The organism is Bacteroides faecalis (assembly GCF_003865075.1).
Lineage (GTDB): Bacteria > Bacteroidota > Bacteroidia > Bacteroidales > Bacteroidaceae > Bacteroides > Bacteroides faecalis.
On record NZ_BHWB01000021.1, the window covers coordinates 1 to 19,188 of the forward strand.

A 19,188-nucleotide genomic window follows, 5' to 3' on the forward strand; every position below is an offset into this window, starting at 1 on the left:
TACACATGATACTATCTCTCTCAAATATCCTTCTACTGGATAAAAGGATTTTCCCAATCGGACAATCTCGTTAATCTCTTTGTTAGTGACCAAGGATTCTGCTTTCTTCGGGCTTCTTCATTTCCTGGTATTAAGCCTTTGGAACTGAAATTATCTCCTAAATGTATATTCCGGTGATGACGGCAGAAGTAATTCTTGCACGATTGGCTCCTTCTTTATAATTCTCGGCTTCTTCGGTTTGTATAATAGAATATGATCTGCATCGTTAAACGTGTATACACGATCAAGCCACCAGCCGAAAGACAGGCTATTGAGCATGTAGTTTGTAGTTCCCCAACCTTGCTCGCTCATCGCTCCCAAGTGTCGCAACTGATTCTACGGGAATTTCCGTATTGAGCGGGGAAAACTGGAGCAATGGATAGAGCCATGAACATATCATTTCCACATAATTCAGATAAGTATTTCATCCCTTCATTGTATGCTTGCGTACCCGTAGTAACATCGGGATTATAGAATGAATCGGCTTCTAAAGTTCCATTATTGATAAAATCTAGTTTATATAGGTATATCCCCATCTTTTAAATTTCTCTATGTAATGCTTCATCCGTAACTTCGTTCCCGGATGGGTAGGATCTACTGCCAATGATTCTATTTTACGAGGCTTTCCATTTGCATACAGGTAGATGTCTTTGTATTTCCATTGTTGGTCGGTTCCTTCTACGAAACCATCCGCATTACCAAACCAGTCGGAAAAAGGACACCAATAGATCCCGGCTTTCTGACCATTCTCTTTGCAATGTCGGGCAAAAGCTATTAATTGTTCTTCATTGAAATTATCCCAGAAAGAATCCAGTCCGATATAAACGGTATTGTCATTCTCAAAACTATTGGGTTGTAACTCTTGTTTGATGAAATCGGCAACATCAACAGCTCCCTGGTAATTTACCTTTGTAGCCATGGCGGCCCAACTGTTCCATCCGAAAGGAGTTCCCGAATTCCATTGACGGGGAGGAGTAATTGTTGCATTCATTTCTCCGAATTCTTCCATTCCTTTTCGCCAGTCATTGAAATAGCCTACAAATATTTTGGGTGATTTCAGTCTTGTTCCCCGAACACTTCCATGTTTCTTTAGAAGGACGGTCCGGTCGATCGCTAATATCACGGGGTTAGTTCATGAGTCACCCCCCAAAACATTCAAGATGAGTAATGTATCGGTATTTTCCTTGATAACGGATACCTGTTTCCAAGTATCATGTTCTACCGAACCGATCACTAATCCATTCTGCTGATTCCATTGAATATCGCGGTTGCTTCAAAGGAAATACCTTCCTCTTTTAATGAGTGGATAAGTAACTTACGAAAGCGTCATTGTCATATGGAACACGCAATACTCTATTGGTGGAGTCCTGTGGTAAAAAAGAGTTTTTCTCCGAGGTATATACGGGAGCTATATAATTACTTGCTATCTTTTCGTTGGCAGAGCAGAGCCATGCTTCCGTAAGAAAATATTCATTGTCTGGGTAGAAATAGTAAATAATTTTGTTCTATCTTGATATTGGATAAAGGACCGTCAGTGTAGATGATTGTGTATTTCTTCCCTTTTCCCACCTTATCGCTAATTTTCTCTTTCTGGATTTCTATGGTTTTGAAATCACAGCTTCTGATCTCTGTTGTGTTTACTTTTGCTTTTACGTATGTTCCTTTCAGTATATTTTTGTCCTTTGTAACTATAATCTATAGTATGAGTGGAGGGCTGATAAGAGATTTCCCAGTTATTACTTTTGATTTTCTTATTTGCTCCTTGAATTGTAAGATGGAAACATATTAACAGTAGTAGACTGATTTCTAAATATCTGAAATTGGTGCAGGGAAATTTACTCATAGTCGTATTCAATTTAAGAAGTGATTATTTAATCTAATTTAGGTGTGCCTATAGTTGGAAAAAGACTGTTTACAAAGATGCCCGTATCCTGCTTAGTGATTGAGGAGTTATCCATAGGTAAGATGCAATATATTTTAAAGGTACATATTGCAATAATTCCGGAGTTTCTTTAATCAGTGTGAGATAACGTTCTTTTGCTCGTGGACTCCCTGCACTGATCAGCCAGTTTTCTTGTCCAAGAAATTGGCGTTCCATCAAATTAAGTCCCAAGTTTGCCAGCTCGATGGAAGAAGAAAACAAATTATTCAGCGATGAGCGCGAAACGCAATAAGCTGTACTGTCACACATAGCTTCAATATTGATTAATGAATAGGCATTATCTACGTATCCCCAAACGGAGAAAGCTGCTTCTCCTTCAGAGGCAAACCATATTGTTGTGTCTACTCCGTCTTTATGATAATATCCTCGCCAGATACCTTTCTTTATTAAATAAAGATTACTATTCTTCGTACCTTCCCGTACAATCAATTCTTTTTTGTTGAAATGTACTTCTTCCATACATTCCAATAAAAGTTGTACATTGGCTTCTGACACTTTGTACTTATTGCAAAGTTTTTCGATAAATATATTCATATTGCAAAGATACATATCATTAGCGTACAAAGAAGTGGTCTTTCTGATAAATTTTAATGATAATTTTCGTGGGCCAATTATAGATATCAGAGTAGTAAAAGCAAAATTCAATATATGTTTAGCTTAAGCTATTATGAAACTCTCACTGTGTAGGAGTACTTTGGGAGCTTTTTTTGAAGATTCTAACTACTTATTTAGCAAATTCAGGAATTTGCTAAATAAGTAGTTATTTGAATTAGATTCTCGAGGCATTATTTATTATTAGCTCTTCTAATTCATTTGTTAATTTTACATTGGACGCAATCTCCATCTTCAGATTTTGTACTCATTCCTTTAATCGGCGGTCTTTCAAATAAACTCCGATAATGTAGATCGTAGTTAATAACTCTGCTAAAGGGACTGCTAACCAGATACCAGGCACTCCCAGAAGAGGAGGTAATGCGAAAAATCCTATTAACATAAAGACAACTCCCCGGAGAAGCGTGATAATAGTGGCTCTTCTTGCCCGTTCAATACTTTGGTAATAACCTATTCCCACCATATTGAATGCGAAGAAGATGTAACCAATTGCAAAATAAGGAATTCCTTTTTCGGCAATCTCAAAAGCTGCATAGCTACGATCAATGAATAAAGCGACAATGTAATGGCTACAAAGAGCAGTAATGGTGAAAAAGCATATTCCACAAAGTAAGGCTGTCCGTATGGAAAGATAAAGAGTCTTTCGCACACGTGCCGATTTATTGGCTCCGAAATTATAGCTGATAATTGGTTGAGCGGATTGTGCAATCGCATTATATACCATGAAAATAATCGGGAAGAAGTAACAGACAATACTGAATGCAGCTACTCCATCTTCTCCCAGATGACGGATAAATACGTAATTTCCCAAAAACATCATACAGGCGATGGAGGCTTCACTGATAAATGCGGAAGTACCCAGTTTGATCATATAGCCAATATTCCGTATGGTTAGCAACATACTTTTTTTGCTCAATTTAATACGATAAAGTCTAATGTAACGGGAATATCCGGCAAGGTAGACAATGGTCATCAGGCTTCCGACGGTAATCCCCAGACTGGTGGCAAACGCAGCACCCATTAATCCCCAACCGAATTCGAAAATGAAAATATAATCAAGTATGATGTTAAGTACAGCGGAAACAGCATTGCATAACATGGCATAATTGGGTGAACCGTCCAGCCGAATGTAGAACATACCGGCATTCAATAACACATAGAAAACAAGGAAAGGAACATACCAGATCATATACTCCACTACGTCAGGCATTAATCTCTCCGAACTTCCGAGTAATCGTGCCAATGGTTCCACATAGTAAAAACAGAGGGCAGACATTACTAATATGATGATTACTGAAACAGCCAGTGCCTGAGTTATGTTAATACTCGCCACTTTGTGTTTGCCTTGGGACAAATGAATGGAGGCTACCACCGAGGCCCCGACTCCAAACATCAGGCCGATACCGGTAGTAATCATAAAAAGAGGAGCGGTAATATTGACGGCTGCTAATGCGTCACTACCTATTCCTTTACCCACGAATATACCGTCAGTGATTACGAATATAGCTGAGAATACCATTCCCAATACCGTAGGGACCAATAATTTGCGGAACAACTTAGAGATGTCCATGCTACCGAAATCAATACTATCTTTCATACCTTTCTCCCTTTTATTATTTTGAAAACGGTTGCAAAGGTAGAGGGATAGAATGAGATAAAAATTACCAATTGGTAATTTTTATCGATTGGCCTCTTTTATTATGATTAGGTAATTCTTTGGGGGTGTTCAAAGGAAATAAAAGTGTTTCAATCATTTTTTGAGACTCCTCCCATCAAAGTCAGGTATTCCAGCATTTATCCGTTGTCACTCCATTTCAATTCGATATGCAACAGTTCAACAACCGTTTGGCCGATATCGAAACCGCAAGCCTCTAATGACGGACGAACCATATCTGGGTATGGGCATGGTTTACTTTCTTTACGAGTACATGATGGAATAGATAGATAATTCCTGACAGCGTAATATTACCCCAATGAGAGAATCAGTAGTTGTGCTGTCAATACTCGCAGAAACATGGTGAGCGGGTATACAGTAGCATATCCTACGGCGGGTGCATCACAAGCAGTCAGATCATTGGAGTAAGCCAAGGCCGGCGGATTGGTGGTGGAACCTGCCAATACTCCGATCAGAGTAAAGTAATTCAGTTTGCAATAGTAACGTCCGATTAATCCAGTAATCAGGAGAGGCAAAATGGTGATGATCACGCCATAACCTACCCATACGTATCCGCCATCATTGATAATTGTTTCGACGAATCCTTTTCCTGCCCCTAATCCCACACAGGCAAGGAAGATAGAAATTCCTATTTCACGTAACATTAGATTCGCACTCATGGTAGTGTAAGTAATCAGTTTATATTTCGGCCCGAAACGGCTGATCAAGATAGAGACGATTAACGGACCGCCTGCCAGTCCCAGTTTTACCGGTTGAGGAATTCCGGGGAATGTGAATGGTAGACTTCCCAAAATACATCCGAGGGCGATACCAATAAAAATAGGAATCAGATTCGGGTGGTTCAAACGTTTCATAGAGTTGCCAAGAACTTTCTCAGCATGGGCGACAGCAAGCTCTGTACCCACGATAGTTACGCGGTCACCCATTTGCAATTGTAATTGTGGAGCAGCTACCAAGTCTACGCCCGAACGGTTCACACGGGTAATGTTTGCTCCGAAGTTATTCCGTATTTTAAGTTGTGAAAGAGTTTTTCCGTTGAGTTCCGGTTTGGTAATTAGAATGCGTCTTGAGATAAGTTGCTTGTCCTGTTGTTCCCATTCCATCTTTATCTCTTTACCGAAGAAGACAGTGATTGCTTCTACGTCTATCGGAGTAGAGATGGCCAGAATCTTATCTCCTACATGTACGATCGTTTCGGAATTGACTAATTCAGTTTCACCTCCTTCACGATGCCGTATACGTGAGATTACGAATTTACGATTCACTAGCGGACGGAGTTCTTTTATACAAAGACTATCTACTGCTTCGTTTTTTATCTCAATAGTGACAGGTCGTACAGTTAATTCTTGTAAATGTCCCAAACCAACTTCAGCTTCTTTTTCTTCCTTTGGAGTATTAATGTGAAGAATATATTTCAGAATTATGAGGGATAAGATGATACCTACTACACCTAATGGATAGCTGACGGCATATCCCAATGCAATTTCAGGAGCATCTATACCGTTCAGGTCACTGTTGGCCTGCTGGGCAGCACCAAGTCCGGGAGTATTAGTCACAGCACCGGATAAGATACCCACCATGGTAGTGATCGGAGTACCGGTAGTAAAATGCAGAATGATGGTGATTCCTACACCTAATGTCACCACTAATATAGCCAGCATATTCAGTGTGAACCCTCCTTTCTTAAAAGCAGAAAAGAATCCCGGACCGACTTGCAGACCGATAGAGTAGACAAATAGAATCAGTCCGAATTCTTTTAAAAAGTGAAGCAAATGTTCGTCCAGATTCATGTTGAAATGTCCGAATACGATACCTACAAAGAGTATCCAGGTGACTCCCAGAGATATTCCCCATATTTTAATTTTCGCCAGAATGATGCCAAATGCAATTACAAGCGATAAAATTAATACGGAGTGTGCCACTCCGCCACCCCAAAGGTTGGGGTAACCTTCGAATAGATTCTTTAAAACTTCCATTGTCTTTTATTATAGTTTCATTGTAATTAATCGCATTAAAAGTACTTCAGGAGCGATCACTTCCATTCTTACTTTTAATTATGTTTACTTTGAAGGGTTACCCGTCTAAAGTAGTCATACACAGCCCATCCTTACTGATCATAGCAATGTCAGTAATATTTGTATTTCCATAAGCAATCATTTATCACTTACTGTCTTTCTATCCCACGAGTAAAGACAGTGATTAAGGTATTGAATGGCAGGTCTTCTGACTGACTCCCTTCTTGATGCCTTCCCGATTTGATTATTTTAACCGACCAGTGGCAAAAGTTATTTTCAAGAAGTTGAATGGAGCTTTACAGCAGCGGGACTGTTCGGGATTTTCACCCGATTCCCTTTTAATCCAAATAGCTGATAAGTCTATCTGAAACCAATTCGCAGACAAAGATAGCGAATTTATGGATAAACCTAATTGAAGAGCATGTTTATTTGATGCGTACTCTCATCTCTTGAGCATCGAACGTGACAGACTCGTTTCGGAAAAGTCTTTCGATATGTCCGCTAGTTATCATTTCGGGAGTCAGAAGGGAGTATAATTGAGGATTGTCTATCAACATGATGGAGTCACAAAGAGACAGAGCGATATCCAGATCATGCGTGGAGAAGATGATACACTTCCCTTTTTCTTCTGCCAATTTCTTGAGGAGCAGACACAATTCATATCGGTTAGGTAAATCGAGGAAAGCTGTCGGTTCATCGAGCAAAATAACGGGAGTATCTTGTGCAAGCGCTCTTGCAATCATGATACGCTGGCACTCTCCGTCCGACATTTTATCCATGGTCTTTTCAGCATAATCAGTCATGCCTACCAATCGAATAGCTTCGTCTACCTGTTCTTTATCTTTCGGTTGTAATTGTCCCAGCCAGTTGGTATAAGGGGCACGACCTAATGACACGACATCTTCGCAACGTAGATTAGCAATACGCACTTTATCAGTGGTTACAAAGCTAATATTACGCGCGAGTTCTTCCGGTTTGAGTAACGAAACATTTTTATTTTGAAGAAGAATTTCTCCGTTCAAAGGCTTCTCCAATCCCATTATGGCACGAAGTAGTGTACTTTTTCCCGTACCATTGCGTCCTAATAATGCGATAAGCTGGCTTTCTGGAATCCGGATGGAAACTTTATCCAACAGCATGCGCTGTCCATATCCTAGTGTAAGTTTATTGAATTGAATCATTTGATTATACGCAGATTTTTAGCTATTACCCATAAAATAACCGGCACTCCCAGTAAGGCAGTAATACAATTGACCGGTAATAAAAACTTCTTGGCTATAATGTCACAAAGTAACATACTGATCAATCCTGTCAGCATTGTGCCTGGTACTAGCACTCGATGGTCGGCATTATTGAATAATAGTCGTGTGACGTGTGGGACGGCTAGACCAATGAACCCTACGGGACCGCAAAAGGCAGTTACTGTTCCGGTCAATAGAGCAGTAGATAAGAAGATTAGTGTGCGTGAGCGCTTAATGTTCATTCCCATACTACGGGCATAATTCTCACCTAACAATAATAAATTAAGTGATTTGATACAAGCAATGGAAATAAATAATCCGATAAATAACATGGGGATCATTATGCTTAGCTGGGTCACAGTAATGTGACTAAGTGACCCCATCGACCATAAAGTGAACATTTTCAATTGTTCGGCAGAACTTAGATATTGTAATATCTGAATAATAGCACCTGCCACATAGCCAATCATTACTCCCATAATCAGAACACCTAAGATGTTTTTAACTTTCTGGCTGATGATGGCTACGCCCAGTAAAATAACAACTGCACCTATCCAGCCCGAACCTACCACTCCTAGTGATTGTAATAATGGGAATTCAGCCCAACCTAGTAATGGAGCGCCTAATATAAATAATGCTACTCCTAAACCGGCACCAGAACTTACCCCGAGTAGATAAGGGTCTGCCAGTGGATTTTGAAATACCGTCTGCATCTGTAAGCCACTCACCGAAAGAGCTACACCGATCAGAACTGCAACTATTACTCGTAATAGTCGGATAGAAAGTAAAATGTTGCGTGTCATTTCATCACATTCACCTCCCGTAAATACAGCCCATACTTTGGAAACTGGTATGAAAGTATCACCTGTTACCATATCTGTTATTACTAATAATATAGCAACTATTCCTAAAACAATGAATAAGAGTGATGTGGATCTGCGATTCTGTTTCATTCTAAATGTCTATAATAATAAAGTGAATCGGATACAAGTTCCGGATGGAAAATATGAATGAGATCACGTAATACAATGTCCGGATACACTACTGCTGATTCCCAATAATCGTTTCCACCTGTCGGAGTAAGTCGTAGATTATTGTTATATACAGCCCTTTCTTCTACTGCTTTTGCATCTGCGAATTTAGAATTTATAATTTTCAATTCATCCAATGTAGAAACAGAACCTACATTAATCCAGAAATCTGCTTTTTGTATAAGTCCGTATGCTGTTTCCAGTCCGATAGGAGAAGAAATATTGGAATTGTTCTCTTTATAGATGTAGTCCGCACCCGCATCGGTAACCAGTTGTGCCATGTAACTTTGAGTTGAAGGCATAACCCAACTATCGTTCCAAGGTGTATTGAACATAACTGTTGGGCGCTGGGCTATTGAATCTGTAAGGGATTTGAGTGCATAATAGCGTTTGGGTATTTCCTGAAATACTTCGATACCTTTTTCCCGGCTGTCTGTTATTTCGGATAGGGCAACAAGCCATTCAGCTTTTCCAAGTGGTGATTCTTCAAGGTATTCGCCAACATACATATAAGGGATAAATAGTTCTTTCAGTTTATCCGTTACAGCTGTTTGTGCATCTCCAATACCGTATAAAAGGACGACATCCGGTTTTAATCCTAGTAATAATTCATAATTGATTTCTGCACCCATATCTTTAATTGAATCTTTATGTGCCCGAATGTAAGGATTGGATATATAATCAATGCCGGATACTCCAATAATCCGGTCTGTTTGTCCCAATATATCAAACATGGCAATGTAAGATGAGGCCATACAAACGATACGTTTGGCTCCGGCGGAAATTACAGGACCGGTAAATCCTGTAGGAGGACGTTCTCCATTACGGGAAATGAAATAATACATTTCCACATCTTTAGCTCCTTGCCATGGGTTGGATACTTGTATCAAGGTACTTTGGATATTGTCCGCACCTAATATTTTGAATCCGGAAGCATATTGTGGAGTATATAATTCATGTTGGAATGCTTCCAAAGAGGTTTTGTTACTGGGTATGCAACTAGCCAGAAAAAATAGGCAGAGCATTGAGAAGTATGAAATAGAATATTTTGTCATATTGTATGGGCTGATTCTATAATTATTATATTCTTTCCTATCTTATTTGTTCCATTGTGGATTGATACAGATTGTTAAACCATAATTCCTCCTTGGCATTGGACGACTTAATACTGATACATATTCTTCATTAAATAGATTGTAAACAGAGACCTTAACAGACACAGCAGTCTGTTTCCATCTGAATCTTTTTTCTAAAGAAATGTCGTTCATATAGTAAGGAATTAATTCATCTCGTCTGGTATACAGTTCATTACTCGAAGTGGTGTATCGTTTGCTATAATAATTATATTTATAGATCAGATAAAAATTTTTCCAACTTAATTGTCCCATAACAGCGGATGAATATTCGGGAATATAAACAAGTTGTTTCCCTACAGATACATCTTCGGTGCCAACCGGCTCTCCGTTGTTAATAGCTTTTGTATGATTCCAATTAGCATCCAGCCACAATGTCCAGTCACCTAATCGTAATGATGCTTTTCCTTTTAGTTCGATACCATAGCTATGCACTTGTTTTATATTACGGGGAGTCCAATATCCTTTAGGATGAACCACCCATAAAATCCAATTGTCAATGTATGAGTCGAAAGCGGTAAGCTCTCCTTTTAGCGAGAAACATTCATTCGATTTTAATGTAAATTCGAATCCGGTATCATATGTGAATCCTTTTTCTGGTAATAAGTCCGGATTTCCTCCAGGTTGAAAATAAAGATCATTCAGAGTAGGGTAGCGGTAATTGCGAGCTATAGAAGCTTTAAACATTAATCCATAGCGTGGCCAAAGTGTTACATCAAGAAAACCGGCTGGTATGAAAGGAGTGAATTTGTCATCGTAGAATGTCTCGCGTAAGTCAAAAGCCAACCCGACACGAGAGCAGGGACGATAACGAACCGTAGCGAGTGTTGTCGCTTCCGGACGAGTCTCTTGATAACCTGGATGGTAAGCATTTACCTCTAGATTTTTACTATCCACATAATTGAATTTTCCATCTATGTATCCACCTATCATCCATTTATCAGATGGAAGATATTCGGCATTTCCTGATACAAACCCCGAATAAATATAGCTACTTGCATCTTGCATTCTACTCATTTGCTCTTCACCTATTTTTATATCATACGTATATAACATATGAGTATATGTATATCCCAATTTACTGGATATCTTTAATTTTTCTGAGGTTTTGTCCCAACCGCCTACTCCGCGAAAAGTCGTTTCTTTTTGGCGGGTTTTATAATCGTTGTCATTGCGCTGGTCGGTAGTAAGCATTGGAATACCACGATTGGAATTCATAAACCACGCAGCAAGTGAAAATTTATTGCCATCTTTACGGTCATAGTAAAGCTCTTGTAATAAATGAAAGTCTTGGTACTGGCAATTTTTATTTTTGGTTTCTTCAAATTCCTTATTGTAACTGCCATCATCGTTTATTATTGCTTTTTCATAATTGGTGTATTTAAAATCATTTTTTGAGTGTGCCAAATAGATGCGAGTAGAACTTTGCCATTTCTCTCCTGCATAACGGAAATGAAGAAAATCATCAAATGTTCGGTAACTGCTGATACCTTGTATGAATTTTAAATCATATCCTTTAAATTTTTCCGGGCTTGTCCCTAATGTAATTGCACCTCCTAAACCACTACCGGATACATTCACCGAACTTGCGCCGTGCCACAAACTCATATCATCAACAAAATATGACGGAATAAGTGAGAAGTCTACTTGTCCCATCATTGGAGAATTGATATTCATTCCGTTCCAGAGTACCTGTGTATGAGAAGGAGAGGTACCACGGAAAGAGGCAGTAGCCATAGTTCCTCTGCCATAACTCTTAATAAAAATAGAGGTATTTTGTGATAATATATCCGCTAAGCTGTTAGTGATGCTTTCGCGAAGGATAAGGGTGTCGAGTACGGTTTTTGTGGTTCCAATATCTTTAAATGGGCGTTTACCAATAATCGTTATTGTATCCAGACGTAGTTGCCATGCCACTTTATTGTCCTGCCCCTGAATAGAGAAGATACAACAGAATAGAAGCACTATACTTATCTTTATTTTATCTTGCATGTTTATTGATTGTTATATTGAAAGCAAAAGGCACCTGGTGTAATACCAACTTTGAATGTATCCACCGGTTCTCCTTTGGGAGTAAACCGATAGATAACTCCTGGCTGTTGGTAATCTATAGCATCTGCTACATACACTTCAGACGTGTTGGGATCTACTGTCAGCCCATAATAAATACTATTGTTTGCCGGTGCTTTTAGAAAAGGACGTACCGGAACCCGGGAATCAGTTACATCCATACGCCAGACATCCTCAGAAATGAAATATAGCGTATCTCGCTCACCGTTTAATACTACTTCTGATGCTCTTTTTTCTTTATTGAAACTATAAAATCTAGTAGCTTTTTGTGAAGCGGCGTCTATTTTATAAAGAGTAGGTTCCTCGTAACCATAAGGACTACCTTCATAACCACCATCGGTTATTGTCCATATTTGTCCGTATTTATCGAGGACGAGTGATGTAGGCTGTATGCCTACGGTGATTTCGTTTACCACTTGGTCTGTTTCAGTATCTATCACCAGTATTTTGTTATCGTAAGACCAACAGTTTGTGAATACACATTTTCCGTATTGTACCATTTGTTCTGTGGATTGATGCCCTTTTGTTTCGATAGTTCCTGTCTTTTGTAATGTTTGAGGATTGAATATGGTAATTGCTGAAGCGTATAGATCCGTAATGTATGCTTTTGTATCACTCACAAAATGTATGTAACGAGGAGAAGTTAAATTTGTAATACCGCCTAATATCTCAAAAGTTTGCAGGTCTATTACGTATATGACTCCGGAATTATTGACTACTACATAACCTTTGCCGTCGTGTACGGTCATTGATTGCGCTACATCACCCAATTTTCTCCCATTTGCACGAAAGAAAACATCATTTTCTATCTTTTGGGTTTCGGGATTATAATAGGAAAGGCTGGCATTACCATATTGAAAATTCCCTTCATTGGTAATAAATAATCCGTTGCCGGAAATTTCGAAAGGCTTTTTATCAAATGGATCATAGTCCATGCACGATGCTACGGCAAAGAATAAAAGAAGGATGGGAATAATGAACTGAGTCTTTTGCTTCATAATCTGTTGTTTACCAAAATCTATGTATCATAGACACATTTATTCTTCGGAATTATTAACCAAAGTAATAATTGAATTTACAGTGAACGGCAAACTAAGATAAATGTCAATAGAAAAAGCCTTTCTGTCACAAAATGTATGTGAGAAAAAGGATTAATGACCTACTTCCTGAATGCCGCAGGAGTAAAATACAAACGAAAGAGGCAGGTCTTCTGACTTATTCCCTTATTCGGTAGCGCCTTCCCAGAGAAGATTTCCAGTGGCAATTTGCTCCAAATTGCATGATTTTGTAATCCATGCGAGAAAATACAGCAGCGGCTACTGTTACCGATTATCACGGTATTCCCTTTTGTCTCTTTCAGAGAACCACTTTCGTGGGTGCAAAGATAGTCATCTTTTCTTAGATGATTATCTTTTTAATGAGGTAAAGTAAGGAAGATCAATGATGTTCTTCCTTACTTAAGATATTGAATAGATTTTAAAGAATCTCTTTCTTGCATTATAATGCGACAGCTATATCATCTATACAAAAATAGGCAGGAGTATTCATTCCATAATCTCCGGTATCGGAACTATTCATAGAGAATTGGATTTTGTGTACTTTACCCAATGATGATAGATCTACACGTTTCCATTCGGTTAGCACACCTCCTGCATCTGACTTGCGAAAATCAGCTAGATAAGTCTCTACTTCACTTGTCTTCTCACCGGCTGCATTAAATCCTTGAATTGTTATTTTGAGCCAATCATTATCTTCAAAGGAAAACTTTTTAGCTGTATTATCACCTTGCAACATCGAAAGTGCAGCATAACTACTGTTGGCTATGTATAAATGGTCAATGATGTATTCTGCATTGTCGTCTATAAAATCTATAGAAGTTGCTTCTTCTCCTGAAAAGGAACTGTAATAAGCGACAGCAAATGTTTTAGAATGGTTATGTCCACCGTTTTTCTGGTTATGGTCGCCATAGTAAACACTACATTGATTGGTGTATAGCTTTGTTTCTTTGTCATTCCATTGAGAGATTGCAATACCTCCATTATAGAATTCGTTACTGGTATGGAAAAATAAACCGGATTCCAGATCGTCGTATCCTCCATAAAGGTATTCGCCTGTATAATTCGAATACAGATTTTCTCCGTAAGAAGTCGGGCCTGCCAGATAACTCTCATCTGCATTTTCAAAAGTTACATAATGGAATACCTTTACTTCGAAAGAAGCATTCAAAGTCGATTGATCATCTCCGGTAGCAACGATTTCGATTTTTCCACTTTTTAAAATATTAGCAGTTCCCTTTTGAGGAGCAACCACTGTCAGGATACCATCTTTGAGAGAAGTGTTCCATCCTTCAGGTTGTTTGACGGCAGTTGAACTCACATTTTGCAATTTAACTTCAAAAGTTCTACTTTCTGCATAATTGAAGTCTTCGATAGGTGCAGCAGTAATCTTTAAAGAAGATTTTCCTTCGGTGATTGAATCATCATCCGAACAAGCAGCCAACAGGCATACTGTAACTAAAAAGAGAAGATACTTTTTCATACGTTTCATATATAGTTAATAAATTATTGTCTCGCAAAAGAAAGCAAACAAAAGCTGCGTCAGACAATATTGTTTTTATATGATAGATGAAATGCTATCTGATATGAAGACAATGATCATCGGTGCTCTCGTTGCTCGCAAGAGTTATTCCTTTTTTGTATAGGTAGGTCTTCTGACTCATTTCTTAATAGATATGCCTTCCCAATCTTGTTAAGACCAGTGGCTTTTTGTCTCTATATATTCCCCTATTAATAGGAGAAATGAAATTTACAGCAGCGAGAACTGTTGCCGGTTTACACGGCATTCCCTTTTAATCTTTCCATAGGTATCTATCGGAAAGAACCTTAACGGCACAAAGGTAGTGTTTTTTTTGAGAATTGGAAAAGAAGTGTAATGTTAAATGTTAGAAGTAAGTAGTTCATATAGAAAAGTTGGAGGTATTTAATCAGGGAGTGTAAGTATAACATTGTGTATGAATATAGTTAGTGCTTAAATCAAATAGATATTTTGCCTTTTTTACAGACTTTTTCTCTTGAATCACTTTATATTGTGTACTTTTACCGCCTTAAAACTTAAAATCACATTTTAGGTTATTTCAGATTAATGTGGTGTGGAAAAAATGAATAAGAATAGACTTAACTCCTTTATGCTTGCCGGTACAGGAAGTGATGTAGGCAAAAGTGTTTTAGCTACGGCTTTTTGTCGTATACTAAAGCAGGATGGTTATACACCTGCCCCTTTTAAAGCACAAAATATGGCACTGAATTCTTATGCTACGCCAGAAGGTTTGGAGATTGGACGGGCACAAGCCGTTCAAGCGGAAGCAGCGGGAGTACCTTGTCACTCTGACATGAATCCACTATTACTGAAACCTAGTACAGAACAGACTGCCCAAGTGATACTATGTGGGAAACCGATTGGCGACCGTAGTGCATATGAATTCTTTCAGAAAGAAAATCGTAAAGAACTTCGGAAAGTGGTAAATGCTGCTTATGATAGATTGGCCAACCAATTTAATCCTATTGTAATGGAGGGGGCCGGAAGTATTTCTGAAATTAATCTCCGGGATTGTGATTTGGTTAATATGCCAATGGCGAAACATGCCGGTGCTGATGTATTTCTTGTTGCGGATATTGATCGAGGTGGTGTTTTTGCCAGTGTATATGGCTCTGTCTTGTTGCAGACACCGGAAGAACGTTCACTCATTAAAGGGATTATAATCAATAAGTTTAGGGGAGATATCCGTCTGTTTGAACCCGGAGTCAAGATGCTGGAAGAACTTTGTGGAATCCCTGTATTGGGAGTCATTCCTTATTTCAGAGGAATTTATATAGAAGAAGAGGACTCTGTAATGCTTGAATATAAGAATCGGGAAGCTATGATCGGCAAGATAAATGTAGCCGTAGTATTGTTAAGACATCTTTCTAATTTTACTGACTTTAATATATTGGAAAGGGATGAACGGGTGCATTTGTACTACACCAACAATGTGGATGATATAGAGAAGGCCGATATTGTTTTACTACCGGGAAGTAAAAATACGCTGGATGATCTTTATGAACTTCGCCGTAATGGAGTGGCACAAGCCATTCTTAACGCTCATCAGAGAGGAGCAACAGTCATGGGAATTTGTGGAGGCTATCAAATGATGGGACTGGAAGTTCGGGATCCGCAAGGAGTAGAAGGGGATTTCAACTGTTTGCCCGGTTTAGGATTGCTTCCTGTGATTACCAGTATGCAAGGGGATAAAGTAACTCGGCAAGTGAACTTTACTTTTGACGGAACAGAAACAATTTGCAAAGGATATGAAATTCATATGGGAAGGACAGTACTTGCCGAAGGAACTATTGCTTCTCCTTTAAATCAATTGACGGACGGACGGGAAGACGGTTATCGAAACGGTCGTAAATGTTTGGGGACATATATCCATGGAATATTGGATAATCAATCATTTATCGATTTCTTGCTCGAACCTTATACTGATAAATTGGAACAGCATGTATTTGATTATACAGCATATAAAGAAGAACAATATGATAAGTTGGCAGCTCATGTGAGAGAACACATTGATATGTCATTGTTATATAAGATTTTGAAACACAACTAACATGAAAACTTATAGACTAGCCGGACTACTTTTATTATTAATGGGGATACACTCTGTTTTGTATGCTCAGCAGACAAGAACAATCAAAGGAAGAATACTGACAGTAGAAACTGGAAGCAAAGAAAAACAGCCTTTACCTTCCGCAAGTGTCGTCGTATTATCGAAGAGCGATTCTGCTTTTGTAAAAGGAACGACAAGTGACAAAGAAGGTCGTTTTACGATTAGTTTTCAGCCTCAGAACAAGAAGACATATTTGTTGAAAACTTCTTTTATGGGAATGCAATCTGTTTTCCTTGTCTTGAAAGATTCAGTATCTGTCAATGTCGGAACAATTGTCCTGAAGGATGATGATATCCGGATTAGTGAAGTAGTTGTGACTGCCAAATTAAAAGAGATAGTGATGGAAGGTGATACAACAGTAATCAATGCTGCAGCCTATAAAACGCCGGAAGGTTCTTATCTGGAGGATTTGGTGAAGCGTGTTCCGGGATTGGTGTATAATAAGAATGATAAATCATTGAGTTACAACGGTCAAACGATTAGTGAAATTAATGTAAATGGAGAATCTTTTTTTTCCGGCAGTAAGGAGACTGCGTTGGAAAATCTTCCGGCAGATTTAGTCAGTAAGCTACGAGTGTACGACAAACGTTCGAAAGAGGAAGAATTTACCGATGTTGATGATGGCAAGAAAAATTATGTTCTCGATCTGCAAACTAAAGATGAATTGAATGAAACATGGTTGGCGAGTACAAAAGTTGGATTTGGTAATAACCGGAAAAAAGACTTAGAAGCACAAGCGAACTATTTTCGGAAAAATGGAGATAACATTTCATTGATAATGCGTTCTACAAATAGATACCAGAATAGTACTTATAAAGATAACATCAATAATTCGATAGGGTTGAATATGACAAAGAAGTTAGGAGAAGATTTAAGATTATCGGGCAGTGTGAATTATGGTCTTAATCGGAACGGCAATATATCCAGCACCTATCAAGAGCAATATTTGACTAGTGGTAATCAATATTCTTCTTCCGTTAGTGAAAACAATTCTAAAAACAGGAATATATCCGGTAACTTCTTTGGAGATGGAAAAATTGATAAACGTACCCGTTTCAATTTTGTGGGAAATTTTTCACTATCTCCCAATCAAGGTGAAAACAGTAATCAGAATGCAACTTTTGATGCACCTCCGGGTATTGAACAGAATAATTTTTTTGATAATTTTGAATCGATCCCTAAAGATATCAGGATCAATCGTAGTGAGAATCGTTCGCTATCTAAAGGTCAATCAAATAATTATATGTGGATGGCAAGCGTTATGAGACGAATGGATGAGAAAGGAAATACCACCATCAGCTTGAATCTTCAAAATTCAGATACGTGGGGAACAAACAAAAATTTCTCTCTTTCCAATACGACTTATTACCGTCTGAAAGATAAGTTGGGAAATGATTCGGTGCTTTTTCGAAATCAATATTTGCAATCACCTACCCGGAACGGCAATTGGCGGATGGGATTTTCTTTATCGCAATTGATTGCTAAGAAAGTACGTTTGAAAGCGTCTTATGCCTGGAGTACTCAATATGAAAAAGATAATCGTGATACTTATGAATTATCTTCCTTGACAACTGAGGATACTTTCGGTAAGTTACCGGACAATTATCAGGAAGGGTATGTAGATAGTTTGAGTAATCGAAGTCGTAGTCGATTTAAAGGTCATGATTTGAGTCTGGGAATTAACTATGGTGATACTACATGGACGGTCAATGCGATGGTAGTCGTTACTCCACAAAAGCGTACGGTTGATAGAAAAATTGGAAAACTTAGTGCAGACACTACAATGAATACTATCGATTACCAGCCAATGATATGGTTAGGTTGGCGAAAGAAACAACTTCAGCTGAATCTGAACTATGATGGCATGACTCGTCAGCCTTCTTTGTCGGATTTGATGCCTTTGACGGATAATAGTGATCCGCTGTATATCACTCGGGGAAATCCGGATCTGAAGCAGATGTTTACTCATAATTTACGCTTAAGCTTTCAGAATCAAGCGAAAGGAATATCTGCGAATGTTGGCTGGCGGATGGAACAGAATAGTGTAACTCAGGTTATGATATATGATTCACAGACGGGAGGGCGCGAGACATATCCTATTAATATCAATGGTAATTGGGGAGTGAATGCCGGGGCTAATTGGTGGAAGCGTATGGGGAAATCCTTTTCTTTACGGTTGGATGCTTATGGAAATCGTGATAACAGAGTCAGTATGATTAATGAAGATAGAAGCCAGGAACCAAAGAAAAGCACGATACGTGCTTCCAATCTGAATTGTGAAGCTCATCTTTCGTATCAGCCGACGTGGGGAGGACTTGATTTTTCTACAGGCTGGCAATATCAGTATTCGCTCAATTCGGTGAATGATAATAATACGTTTACTCGAAATTATCGGTTTGGGCTTGAAAGCTATGTGGATTTGCCTTTCGGACTACAACTGCGGACGGATGCAACCTATGTACTTAGAGGTGGAACAAATATTCAAAAGGATGATGAGAATGAAATTCTCTGGAATGCAGGGGCTACCTGTCGTTTTCTGAAAAAGAAGACAGCAGAGTTGTCAGCATATTGGTCGGATATTTTAAGTGATAAGAAAAATTATATACGTACAGCTACTTCCGACGGATTTTATGAATACCGTAGCCAACAAATACGTGGATATTTCATTGTTAGTTTCAAATATAATTTCCGTACAATGATGTAAGTTTTGGAAATAATTCGTATG

Annotated in this window: 14 protein-coding genes and 3 riboswitches; of the genes, 2 read left to right on the forward strand and 12 right to left on the reverse strand. The window is 38.6% G+C overall.

The window, feature by feature from the left end; genetic code table 11:
- Positions 1-347: 347 nt before the first annotated feature.
- From EJF25_RS21025 to EJF25_RS21080, 12 genes are all read right to left on the reverse strand, one after another.
- Positions 348-575 (reverse strand): hypothetical protein, encoded by a 228-nt coding sequence (locus EJF25_RS21025; RefSeq protein ID WP_125042602.1) that lies wholly within the window; start codon positions 573-575, stop codon positions 348-350.
- Positions 551-1,162, reverse strand: coding sequence for an alpha-amylase family protein (locus EJF25_RS21030; RefSeq protein WP_125042603.1), 612 nt, complete (start codon positions 1,160-1,162; stop codon positions 551-553). Before EJF25_RS21030 ends, EJF25_RS21025 begins: the two co-directional genes overlap by 25 nt.
- Positions 1,163-1,951: 789 nt before the next feature.
- Complete coding sequence (locus EJF25_RS21035) at positions 1,952-2,515, reverse strand: Crp/Fnr family transcriptional regulator (protein WP_125042604.1); 564 nt, start codon at positions 2,513-2,515, stop codon at positions 1,952-1,954.
- A 325-nt stretch (positions 2,516-2,840) separates the two neighbouring features.
- Positions 2,841-4,190: an MATE family efflux transporter gene (locus EJF25_RS21040; protein ID WP_125042605.1), complete on the reverse strand. Its 1,350-nt coding sequence runs from the start codon at positions 4,188-4,190 to the stop codon at positions 2,841-2,843.
- 197 nt (positions 4,191-4,387) lie between these two features.
- A complete protein-coding gene (locus tag EJF25_RS21045; RefSeq protein WP_262707228.1) occupies positions 4,388-4,531 on the reverse strand; it encodes a DUF2284 domain-containing protein in 144 nt (47 codons plus the stop codon).
- A gap of 27 nt (positions 4,532-4,558) precedes the next feature.
- Positions 4,559-6,244, reverse strand: coding sequence for a putative transporter (locus EJF25_RS21050; protein WP_125042607.1), 1,686 nt, complete (start codon positions 6,242-6,244; stop codon positions 4,559-4,561).
- 220 nt (positions 6,245-6,464) lie between these two features.
- Positions 6,465-6,673: riboswitch (cobalamin riboswitch) on the reverse strand.
- Between the two features lie 35 nt (positions 6,674-6,708).
- Complete coding sequence (locus tag EJF25_RS21055) at positions 6,709-7,464, reverse strand: ABC transporter ATP-binding protein (RefSeq protein ID WP_125042608.1); 756 nt, start codon at positions 7,462-7,464, stop codon at positions 6,709-6,711.
- A complete protein-coding gene (locus tag EJF25_RS21060; protein WP_125042609.1) occupies positions 7,461-8,477 on the reverse strand; it encodes a FecCD family ABC transporter permease in 1,017 nt (338 codons plus the stop codon). The genes EJF25_RS21055 and EJF25_RS21060 overlap by 4 nt, the downstream gene beginning before the upstream one ends.
- Positions 8,474-9,610 carry an ABC transporter substrate-binding protein gene (locus EJF25_RS21065; protein WP_125042610.1) on the reverse strand — a complete coding sequence of 379 codons (1,137 nt, stop codon included), beginning with the start codon at positions 9,608-9,610 and terminating at the stop codon, positions 8,474-8,476. Before EJF25_RS21065 ends, EJF25_RS21060 begins: the two co-directional genes overlap by 4 nt.
- Positions 9,611-9,652: 42 nt before the next feature.
- Positions 9,653-11,680, reverse strand: a complete 2,028-nt coding sequence (locus EJF25_RS21070; protein ID WP_125042611.1) for a TonB-dependent receptor — start codon at positions 11,678-11,680, stop codon at positions 9,653-9,655.
- Positions 11,681-11,682: 2 nt separating this feature from the next.
- Positions 11,683-12,756, reverse strand: coding sequence for a YncE family protein (locus EJF25_RS21075; protein WP_125042612.1), 1,074 nt, complete (start codon positions 12,754-12,756; stop codon positions 11,683-11,685).
- A 185-nt stretch (positions 12,757-12,941) separates the two neighbouring features.
- Positions 12,942-13,142, reverse strand: a riboswitch (cobalamin riboswitch).
- Between the two features lie 113 nt (positions 13,143-13,255).
- Positions 13,256-14,296 carry a DUF4465 domain-containing protein gene (locus EJF25_RS21080; RefSeq protein WP_160119436.1) on the reverse strand — a complete coding sequence of 347 codons (1,041 nt, stop codon included), beginning with the start codon at positions 14,294-14,296 and terminating at the stop codon, positions 13,256-13,258.
- A gap of 145 nt (positions 14,297-14,441) precedes the next feature.
- A riboswitch (cobalamin riboswitch) is annotated at positions 14,442-14,658 on the reverse strand.
- A gap of 257 nt (positions 14,659-14,915) precedes the next feature.
- Here EJF25_RS21080 and EJF25_RS21085 point away from each other — a divergent pair.
- On the forward strand, positions 14,916-16,403 hold the full coding sequence (locus EJF25_RS21085; RefSeq protein ID WP_125042614.1) for a cobyric acid synthase: 1,488 nt from the start codon (positions 14,916-14,918) through the stop codon (positions 16,401-16,403).
- Position 16,404: 1 nt separating this feature from the next.
- Positions 16,405-19,167: an outer membrane beta-barrel protein gene (locus EJF25_RS21090; protein WP_125042615.1), complete on the forward strand. Its 2,763-nt coding sequence runs from the start codon at positions 16,405-16,407 to the stop codon at positions 19,165-19,167.
- Positions 19,168-19,188 lie beyond the last annotated feature (21 nt).

What these genes read in the sequence shown, in the direction of transcription:
- EJF25_RS21025 (WP_125042602.1), bottom strand. Translation starts at nt 575, where the DNA reads ATGGGGATATACCTATATAAACTAGATTTTATCAATAATGGAACTTTA.
- EJF25_RS21035 (WP_125042604.1), bottom strand. Translation starts at nt 2,515, where the DNA reads ATGAATATATTTATCGAAAAACTTTGCAATAAGTACAAAGTGTCAGAA.
- EJF25_RS21040 (WP_125042605.1), bottom strand. Translation starts at nt 4,190, where the DNA reads ATGAAAGATAGTATTGATTTCGGTAGCATGGACATCTCTAAGTTGTTC.
- EJF25_RS21050 (WP_125042607.1), bottom strand. Translation starts at nt 6,244, where the DNA reads ATGGAAGTTTTAAAGAATCTATTCGAAGGTTACCCCAACCTTTGGGGT.
- EJF25_RS21055 (WP_125042608.1), bottom strand. Translation starts at nt 7,464, where the DNA reads ATGATTCAATTCAATAAACTTACACTAGGATATGGACAGCGCATGCTG.
- EJF25_RS21060 (WP_125042609.1), bottom strand. Translation starts at nt 8,477, where the DNA reads ATGAAACAGAATCGCAGATCCACATCACTCTTATTCATTGTTTTAGGA.
- EJF25_RS21065 (WP_125042610.1), bottom strand. Translation starts at nt 9,610, where the DNA reads ATGACAAAATATTCTATTTCATACTTCTCAATGCTCTGCCTATTTTTT.
- EJF25_RS21070 (WP_125042611.1), bottom strand. Translation starts at nt 11,680, where the DNA reads ATGCAAGATAAAATAAAGATAAGTATAGTGCTTCTATTCTGTTGTATC.
- EJF25_RS21075 (WP_125042612.1), bottom strand. Translation starts at nt 12,756, where the DNA reads ATGAAGCAAAAGACTCAGTTCATTATTCCCATCCTTCTTTTATTCTTT.
- EJF25_RS21080 (WP_160119436.1), bottom strand. Translation starts at nt 14,296, where the DNA reads ATGAAAAAGTATCTTCTCTTTTTAGTTACAGTATGCCTGTTGGCTGCT.
- EJF25_RS21085 (WP_125042614.1), top strand. Translation starts at nt 14,916, where the DNA reads ATGAATAAGAATAGACTTAACTCCTTTATGCTTGCCGGTACAGGAAGT.
- EJF25_RS21090 (WP_125042615.1), top strand. Translation starts at nt 16,405, where the DNA reads ATGAAAACTTATAGACTAGCCGGACTACTTTTATTATTAATGGGGATA.